Annotated in this window: 10 protein-coding genes; all 10 read left to right on the forward strand. The window is 29.0% G+C overall.

The window, feature by feature from the left end:
- The first annotated feature begins 77 nt into the window (after window positions 1-77).
- Genes traF through CCO88_RS08505 form a run of 10 tightly spaced genes read left to right on the forward strand, consistent with a single transcriptional unit; the run spans window position 78 to window position 7,171 of the window.
- A complete protein-coding gene (traF, locus tag CCO88_RS08465) occupies window positions 78-848 on the forward strand; it encodes a conjugal transfer protein TraF (protein ID WP_002794781.1) in 771 nt (256 codons plus the stop codon).
- Between the two features lie 12 nt (window positions 849-860).
- Window positions 861-1,535, forward strand: coding sequence for a chromosome segregation protein ParM (locus CCO88_RS08470; RefSeq protein ID WP_002840150.1), 675 nt, complete (start codon window positions 861-863; stop codon window positions 1,533-1,535).
- A gap of 16 nt (window positions 1,536-1,551) precedes the next feature.
- A complete protein-coding gene (locus CCO88_RS08475) occupies window positions 1,552-2,550 on the forward strand; it encodes a TraU family protein (RefSeq protein ID WP_002794785.1) in 999 nt (332 codons plus the stop codon).
- 22 nt (window positions 2,551-2,572) lie between these two features.
- Complete coding sequence (locus tag CCO88_RS08480; RefSeq protein WP_002840153.1) at window positions 2,573-3,235, forward strand: helix-turn-helix domain-containing protein; 663 nt, start codon at window positions 2,573-2,575, stop codon at window positions 3,233-3,235.
- Window positions 3,236-3,250: 15 nt separating this feature from the next.
- Complete coding sequence (locus CCO88_RS08485) at window positions 3,251-4,195, forward strand: TrbC family F-type conjugative pilus assembly protein (RefSeq protein WP_002794790.1); 945 nt, start codon at window positions 3,251-3,253, stop codon at window positions 4,193-4,195.
- Between the two features lie 9 nt (window positions 4,196-4,204).
- Window positions 4,205-4,555 (forward strand): hypothetical protein, encoded by a 351-nt coding sequence (locus CCO88_RS10700; RefSeq protein ID WP_002840155.1) that lies wholly within the window; start codon window positions 4,205-4,207, stop codon window positions 4,553-4,555.
- Window positions 4,536-4,952 carry a hypothetical protein gene (locus CCO88_RS10705; protein ID WP_002840157.1) on the forward strand — a complete coding sequence of 139 codons (417 nt, stop codon included), beginning with the start codon at window positions 4,536-4,538 and terminating at the stop codon, window positions 4,950-4,952. The genes CCO88_RS10700 and CCO88_RS10705 overlap by 20 nt, the downstream gene beginning before the upstream one ends.
- Window positions 4,939-5,721 (forward strand): complement resistance protein TraT, encoded by a 783-nt coding sequence (gene traT, locus CCO88_RS08495; protein ID WP_002840159.1) that lies wholly within the window; start codon window positions 4,939-4,941, stop codon window positions 5,719-5,721. Before CCO88_RS10705 ends, traT begins: the two co-directional genes overlap by 14 nt.
- Before the next feature lie 12 nt (window positions 5,722-5,733).
- Window positions 5,734-6,162 (forward strand): thioredoxin family protein, encoded by a 429-nt coding sequence (locus tag CCO88_RS08500; RefSeq protein WP_002794795.1) that lies wholly within the window; start codon window positions 5,734-5,736, stop codon window positions 6,160-6,162.
- A 1-nt stretch (window position 6,163) separates the two neighbouring features.
- Entirely contained in the window at window positions 6,164-7,171 is a 1,008-nt protein-coding gene (locus CCO88_RS08505; protein WP_002840161.1) for a DUF3825 domain-containing protein, read from the forward strand.
- Window positions 7,172-7,244 lie beyond the last annotated feature (73 nt).

Raw genomic sequence — 7,244 nt, forward strand, 5'->3', positions numbered from 1 at the left:
ATATATATTTCAAATATATATTTTTTTAAAAATAATGATATAATTATTCAAATATTTTATAATTAAGGTTTTTTACGGTGAAAATATCTACTACAATTCTTGTTCTCGCTTGTTTTTTGCAAGCAAGCACTTTTTTTGGAGACTCAAAGCGTGGTTGGTTTTACTACGAGCTTGCTGATAATAACAACACACAAGAAAAAAATGAAACCAAAATCCAAAAAAGAATGAATGCAGATGATTTATTTATTGCTTCTATACCTTTAAATAATTTAGATCTTTTAACAGCCGAAGAATTTACCGAAACCTTCGAAAAAGTTAGAAAAATAGCCATCATGAATCCTACAAAAACAAATGTGATGACAATGCAAATTATGAATAAGTGGCAAGTTGATCAATCTGAAAAATTTGCTAAAGTTTGGGCTTTAAATCTTTTAGAAAATCCAAACTTAGAGTATCCAGAAATTCGTGATGACAAATTTGGTAGAAGCGAAATGTTTAGACAAAAACAAGAAAAAATAAATAATTTTTATAAAGCTCATCAGGATGATTTTTCTTATGTTGTTTTTGTTAGCGATTTAAATAAAGAAATTAATGAAAAACAAAAAGGCATATATCGCTCGCTACAAAGTGATTATGGTGTAAATGTTGAATATGTTAATGTAGATGAGCGTAAAGACTTAATTTCGAAATTTAAACTTGCAACAACTCCTGAAAATTTCTTTGTTTATAGAAATTCAAAAGGAGAAGCAATTTGGCAAAGAGTTAAATCAGGACTTACAAACAAAGATGACATCATCAACAATACTTTATTTTTATTTGATAATGCAATTTTAGAAAAAGATAAATAATTAAGGATAGATATGAAAAAAATATTTTTTAGTACTATAATTTTAGCTAGTGTTCTATACGCAGGCGGCAGCAAAGAAATGATTTTAGGCAAAACTAAAGATTTTGCAGAAAGAGATATGATAGAGCTTATACAAGAATTCATTGAAAAAAATAAAGCACAAATAGAACAAAAAGCTTTCAAGACTCGAGAACAAGCAAGAGAAAATGTCAAAAATTATCAACCTAAAGGATTAATTCCATTAAAACCTGCCCTTGAGGATAAAATCTTTTATCCTGACTTAACATACACTTTGGATCAAGATATTAAAAATGCAAATGGAGATATTTTATATCCAAAGGGTTTTAAATTTAATCCTGCTGATTATGTAAAGCTTTCATATGCAATGGTGGTTATTAATGGTAACAATAAAAAAGAAGTTGAATGGTTTAAAAAAAGTGGTTTTTCTAATCAAGTTTCTTATAGATTATTGCTCTCAGAAGGAAGTTACTATGATTTAAACCAAGAGCTTAAGCAAGAAGTATTTTATTTGAATCCACAAATTCGCGAAAAATTTAAGATAGAAAAAACTCCAAGCATTATAAAACAAATTGACAATAAGATACAGATTCATGAGATTTGTATTCCTTGCATGGAGAATAATAAAACTAAAATCGTTGATAATAATTTAAGCATAAAAGAAATTTAAAAAAAGGGAAATTAATATGAAATTCAAGGCTCATTTAATCAGCGCAGTAGCTGCTGCTTGTTTGTTTTTTCACCCAAGCGAGACTAAAGCTGTTTGCGCTCCAAATCCAAGTCAAATACTTATAAGCCTAACAGAACTTTGTTGGGAATGTATTTTTCCTATTAGTATCGCAGGGATACAAGTTATACAAGGACCTATGCCTGATCCGCAAGGTTCAGTAGGCTCTCCTATATGTATATGCCCTGCTCCACCACCTTTATTTTTTCGCATAGGAATTCCTATAGGATATTTTGAGCCTAGTAGAATGTTAGATAGCGTAAAAGATCCTTATTGTTTTGTGGGACTAGGTTTTGGTATGCCTGAAATGCTTACAGCTTCAAAAGGAACCAAAGGTGATGGACATGATAGAGCAAGAGTCTTTTATCAATCTCACTATTATATATATCCTATTATTGGCATGGTAGGAATTTTAATTGATGCTGCATGTATGAATATTACAAGTGGCGTGGATATAGCTTATATGACCGAAGTAGATCCCTTATGGCAAGATGATGAACTAACAGCCTTGATCAATCCTGAGGCTTTATTATTTGGCAATCCTATTTCAAATCTTGCTTGTATGGCAGATAGCGTATCAGCTCAAGCCAATGTGGCTTTAGATCCATTGTTTTGGTGTAAGGGTTCTTGGGGGAATGCTTACCCACTTTCAGGTAATACAGGCTCAAAAGATTATGTGGAAGATGCTGCTTCTGTTGCAGGTTCTATGATTTATAAACTTCATAGAGAATTAATACTTTGGGAAAGTGCAGGACAATTAGGGCTTTGCGGAGAATACCCTATGCCTATTTGGAGAAAATCTTCCTATAGATTGCAAATTTTAGCACCTGTTCCACATCCTATGGGTATGGGCATAGGACAAAGTGGTATCTTATGGAGCTTTGCCAAAAATTATCCTGTAGCAGGAGATAATTTCACTTTTATGGTTTTTAAGAAAAAAGAGTGTTGTGCATTCTAGTATATAAAATGGAGGTTTTGTTGTGTTTATAAAAGAACTTAGAGAAAGATTAAATTTAACTCAATCAGAATTTGCAAAAAACTTAAACATCAATCAAGCAATTGTTTCAAGGTACGAAAATAAAAAATTGAGACCAACAAGCGAGTTTATTATAAGATTGATCAAAACCTTCAATGCAAATCCAAACTTTATTTTTTTTGGAAAAGAGCCTTGCTTGAATGAAAATACTTACAAAAATGAAATTTCACAAGAATTAAATCAATTAATTGATGAATTGTCTTTGTATGAAAATGAAAAAAATATTATTTCAGAACTTGAGAACAGTGCCTTAGAAAAGATTATTTCTCTTGTTTCTGATAAAGAAATTTGGGAAAAACTATTTTCATTATTATTTAAAATAGACAGAAAATTATACACTATAACTTTGTTTATTTGTAGGGTAAGCAAAAGGCTTGAAGAAAAAAGTGAAGCACATAAAGCATATCTAGCTTCAATTATTAATAGCTTTGATGATAAAGATTTTAGCAAATTAAACGAGTGTATGAAAATGGATTTAATTACGCTTTTTAATGAAAAATTTACTGAAGAAGAAGCAAACATTATAATCGAAGATTGCTTGGTTGTTTTTAAGCATATTGAAAAAACAGCTCCTATTCATAAAATGATAGAGCTTGGAAAAAACTAACAAGAAAGGAAAGAAATGAAAAAACAAATCATAGGTTCTATTTTGCTATGTTCATCATTATTTGCAATCGATGATAATTTGACAAAAGAACAAATATTTCATAATAAATATTTAAAAGATAAAGCTGCAATGCAAAATAAAATTTCAGTCGATGAGCTTTATAAAAACACTAAAGATTTTAACCTTAGTTCTATGAGACAAGATATGAATTTAACAAAGGATGAAATAAAAAAAAGATATGACATAAAGTTTAACCAAAGCGCAGAAGCTAATAAAAGTGCTAAAATTGTTTCCGATATGAGAAGAAGCGATGCTTTTGAAAAAAAGATTGTCGATAACCAAAACTATATTCTGTATGATAAAAGCATGAATTTTAATGAATATCTTGGCGAGTATTCGCAAAATACTAAAGATATGATTAATCAAATGGAAAATTCTAAACACCTTATCAGCACAAACAAATATTTAAATCCTAATGAAAAAATATTCATAGTGATCTCTTCTTCAATGGACAAATCAAGCATTCAAAACTATTTTAAGTTGCTTGAAAATGTAAAAACCGATATAACCTTTGTTTTAAGAGGATTGGTTGGAAATGATGCAAGATATATTAATCCTACTTTTTCTTATTTGCAAGATCTTTTAGTTAAAGACCCTAATAACAAAAATAAAGAAGATAAAAATAATTTTTATTATTACAATATTGAAATTAATCCAAAAGTAACTAGAAGATTTAATATTACTAAAGTTCCTGCTGTGATTTTTATTAAAAACTACGATCCTATTGTAGAAGATTATCAGAAAATGACAAACACGCCTGCAGATACCAATGAAGAATATTTTGTGGCTTATGGTGAAACAAGCATTAATTATGCTTTAAGCGAAATAAATAAACAAGCTAAAAGTGATGGACTTGCAAGATTTATTCAAAACATGAATAGCAATTTTTATACTAAATAAGGGTGAAAAATGAATTGTTTTAAAAAGCTAAAAGAAAAAATAATACTCATAAAAATAGAAAAGGAAAAAGCAAACAAAGAAAAATTTTTAAAAGAGTGTGAAATCAAAGAAGCGGAAATAAGAATGGAAATTCTTGAAAAGCGTAAAGATGATTTATTTAAACAAAGAGAAGAATTAATTCATTCTATTTTAGATGAAGCATCTTTTAACGCACTAACCGAGGTAAGAGATCTTAAGTGCCTTGATAAAAGTATTAATGAATTAGAAGAAGAGGAGGATAAACAAGTTGAAATATTAAAAAGAAAAAAAAACAAATTCACACATAAAAAAGGAGGAAAAAATGGAAAAAAATGCAGTTGAAATTCTAAATAATATCAAAACTGATGAATTTTCAAATACAATCAATATTATAAAAGTTATTGAGATTGAAAATATTTTAGAATTTAAAGATCTAGTTGATATTTTTGTAAACGACAAGTATAAGATAGAAGCAAAAGCTATGAAATACTTAGAAGTTGTTTTAAATAAAACAGAATTTTTTAGAACTTACTTAGAATCTAAAATTTCTAAAGAATTTTCAGAATACCATGCAAAAGAGCAGGAAAAGGATTATTTTGGAAAGTTTCTTAAAACTTTAGAAAAAGGCTTAGATAATTTAACAGGCGAAACAGAAGAGGATCGCGCTAAATTCAAAAAACATGTTAAAGAAATTTTTGAAAAAATATTTAATAAAAAGGAAAACAATGAAAATAAATAAAACTATTTTTAAAACAGGAATGTGCAGCGTTTTGGCAGCTAGTTTACTCACAGGTTGTTTAACAACTACTTTACAAACTAATGCAACAATGAGTCAAAGTATTTTTCTTGATCCTGTAGCTAAGGAAAAAAGAATTGTATTTTTAAATATCAAAAATACAAGCGGACATGATGTAAATTTAGAACCTAAATTAAGAAGTGCTTTGGAAGCTAAAGGATATAAAGTTATAGATGATCCTGATAAAGCAAATTATATTTTAAGTACTAATATTTTATATTGTGATAAAAAACAAGAAAATAATGCTGTAGGCGGTGCTGTTGCAGGAGGTGCTACGGGTGTGGCAGTTAGTGGCTATAATGGCGGCGGTGCAGGAGGTATGGTTGCTGCAGGTGCTGCAGGTGCTTTAGTAGGAGGACTTTTAGGAAAACTTACCGAAGATACAATTTGGCAAATGCAAGTAGATATTAATATCAAGCAAAAAGCTGATGGTAAAGTTTTAACTTCTAGTGGTAATGTTAGCGGACAAGCTAGCGTAAGAGATTCCCAAAGCTCAGGCTTTTTAAATAGCTTTGGCGGAAATGTTCGCAGTGATAAAGTAGGACATTTAAATTCAAATCAAATCAATAATACACAACAAACTTATGAAGGCAAATATATAGAAAAAAATACTATTATTTTTGCAGAAGCTGTGAAAACAGGACTTAAACTTCCTGAAGCTACGCCTATTTTAGAAGATAAAATTGCAAATCAGATTGCAGGATTATTCTAAAAAGGATATTGCATGATAAAAAAAATAAGAATCTTATTTTTAGCTATCTTTTTAGCCTTTAGCCCTATGGTGCTAGAGGCTAAAATCTACGATGATGTATATGTAGCACAAAAGCAAGCATTAAAAGAAGCAAAATTAATGATTTTTTTTGTGGTTTCAAACACTTGCGAATATTGTCACAAGCTTATGAATGATGTGTTAAATAATAGAGATTTAATGGAATACCTTAACAAAAATTTCATTGTTGCTATTTCTGATTTAAATGCCAATGGATTAATACCTAAAGACTTATTGTTTAATGGTGTAACTCCAACAACTTATATTTTAACTCCAACAGGAAAAGTAATAGGCACTCCTATTGAAGGAGCGGTTGATTCTGACATACTTTTTGGACTATTGAAAGGTTTAGAAGATTATAAGAAGGGACAATTAGGTTTTTAGCGTGGAAAAAAACATAGAAAAATTAATTTTAGAAGCCTATGAAGATAGTAAAACTAAATTTGACCATGTTACTACAGGACATATCAGTCAATATTTGAAAAGAAAATATGATTTAAAAATCAATTGTAGTAAGGCATTAATAGAAGCAGGCTTTGATCTTGAAAAAGATGAAAACGAACCTTCTTTAGTTTATGTTAAAAAAGCTATCACAAGAAACAAGACTTCAAATCGTGATCAAATTCAAAACAAAGTTGAAGAGAAACCTTTGTTGTTTCAATTTGCCTATTTTCCAAATTTTCTAAATACACTCCAAGAGCTTTCTAATATAACTCAAAAAGAATTTTGGGGAAACGGAAATAATATTTTATTTTCTTATCTATTTAAATATTTTGAGTTCATTTACGAAAATAAAAGCTATCCTGATATTATTACTTATAATAAAGACAAAACAAAAGCATGCTTTAATACAGGATTGTACAGCACAGGTGTTTTTCCAATATTTGCATACTTTGAAAAGCAGGAAAATGGAGGATATATTTTTAGAAAATTTTGTTCTAATGGAGATAGAGTTTTAGATGATTTAGAAATACCTAAATCTTTAAGCGATTATGATACATTCAAAAATGAAATCATTTTTGATAGTAAATTAGATTTTAGAGTAAATCATTTGCATCTTTTTGAGAGAAAAGAGCGATTACCTGAAATTGTGAAAAAACTAAATGATAGGTTCATAGGACACATTATTAATGGTGAATTGAAAATCATCAAAGATAATTATAATCTTCAAAAGATGATTATTCCTGCAGCTTATAAGCAAAGGGTAGTTTTATACATTCCTTTGAAACTTCAAGAAGAATCAGTTGATACGATAGTTGTAGTTGAAAAAGAGGAGGTAAAAAACGAGCAGTATTACGCTGTGAGAACTATACTAAATCCGCATGATAATATTTACAAAACTGCAAGAGTTCTTTCGATAGTTGAATCTGAATGGGTTAAAAACACCATTTGAAAGTGAAAACATTGGTAAAATAGGCTTTTGAGATAAATCTATTTTACCATATAAACAATTAATAATAGGCTAA

This window comes from Campylobacter coli LMG 9860, from assembly GCF_000254135.1.
Lineage (GTDB): Bacteria > Campylobacterota > Campylobacteria > Campylobacterales > Campylobacteraceae > Campylobacter_D > Campylobacter_D coli.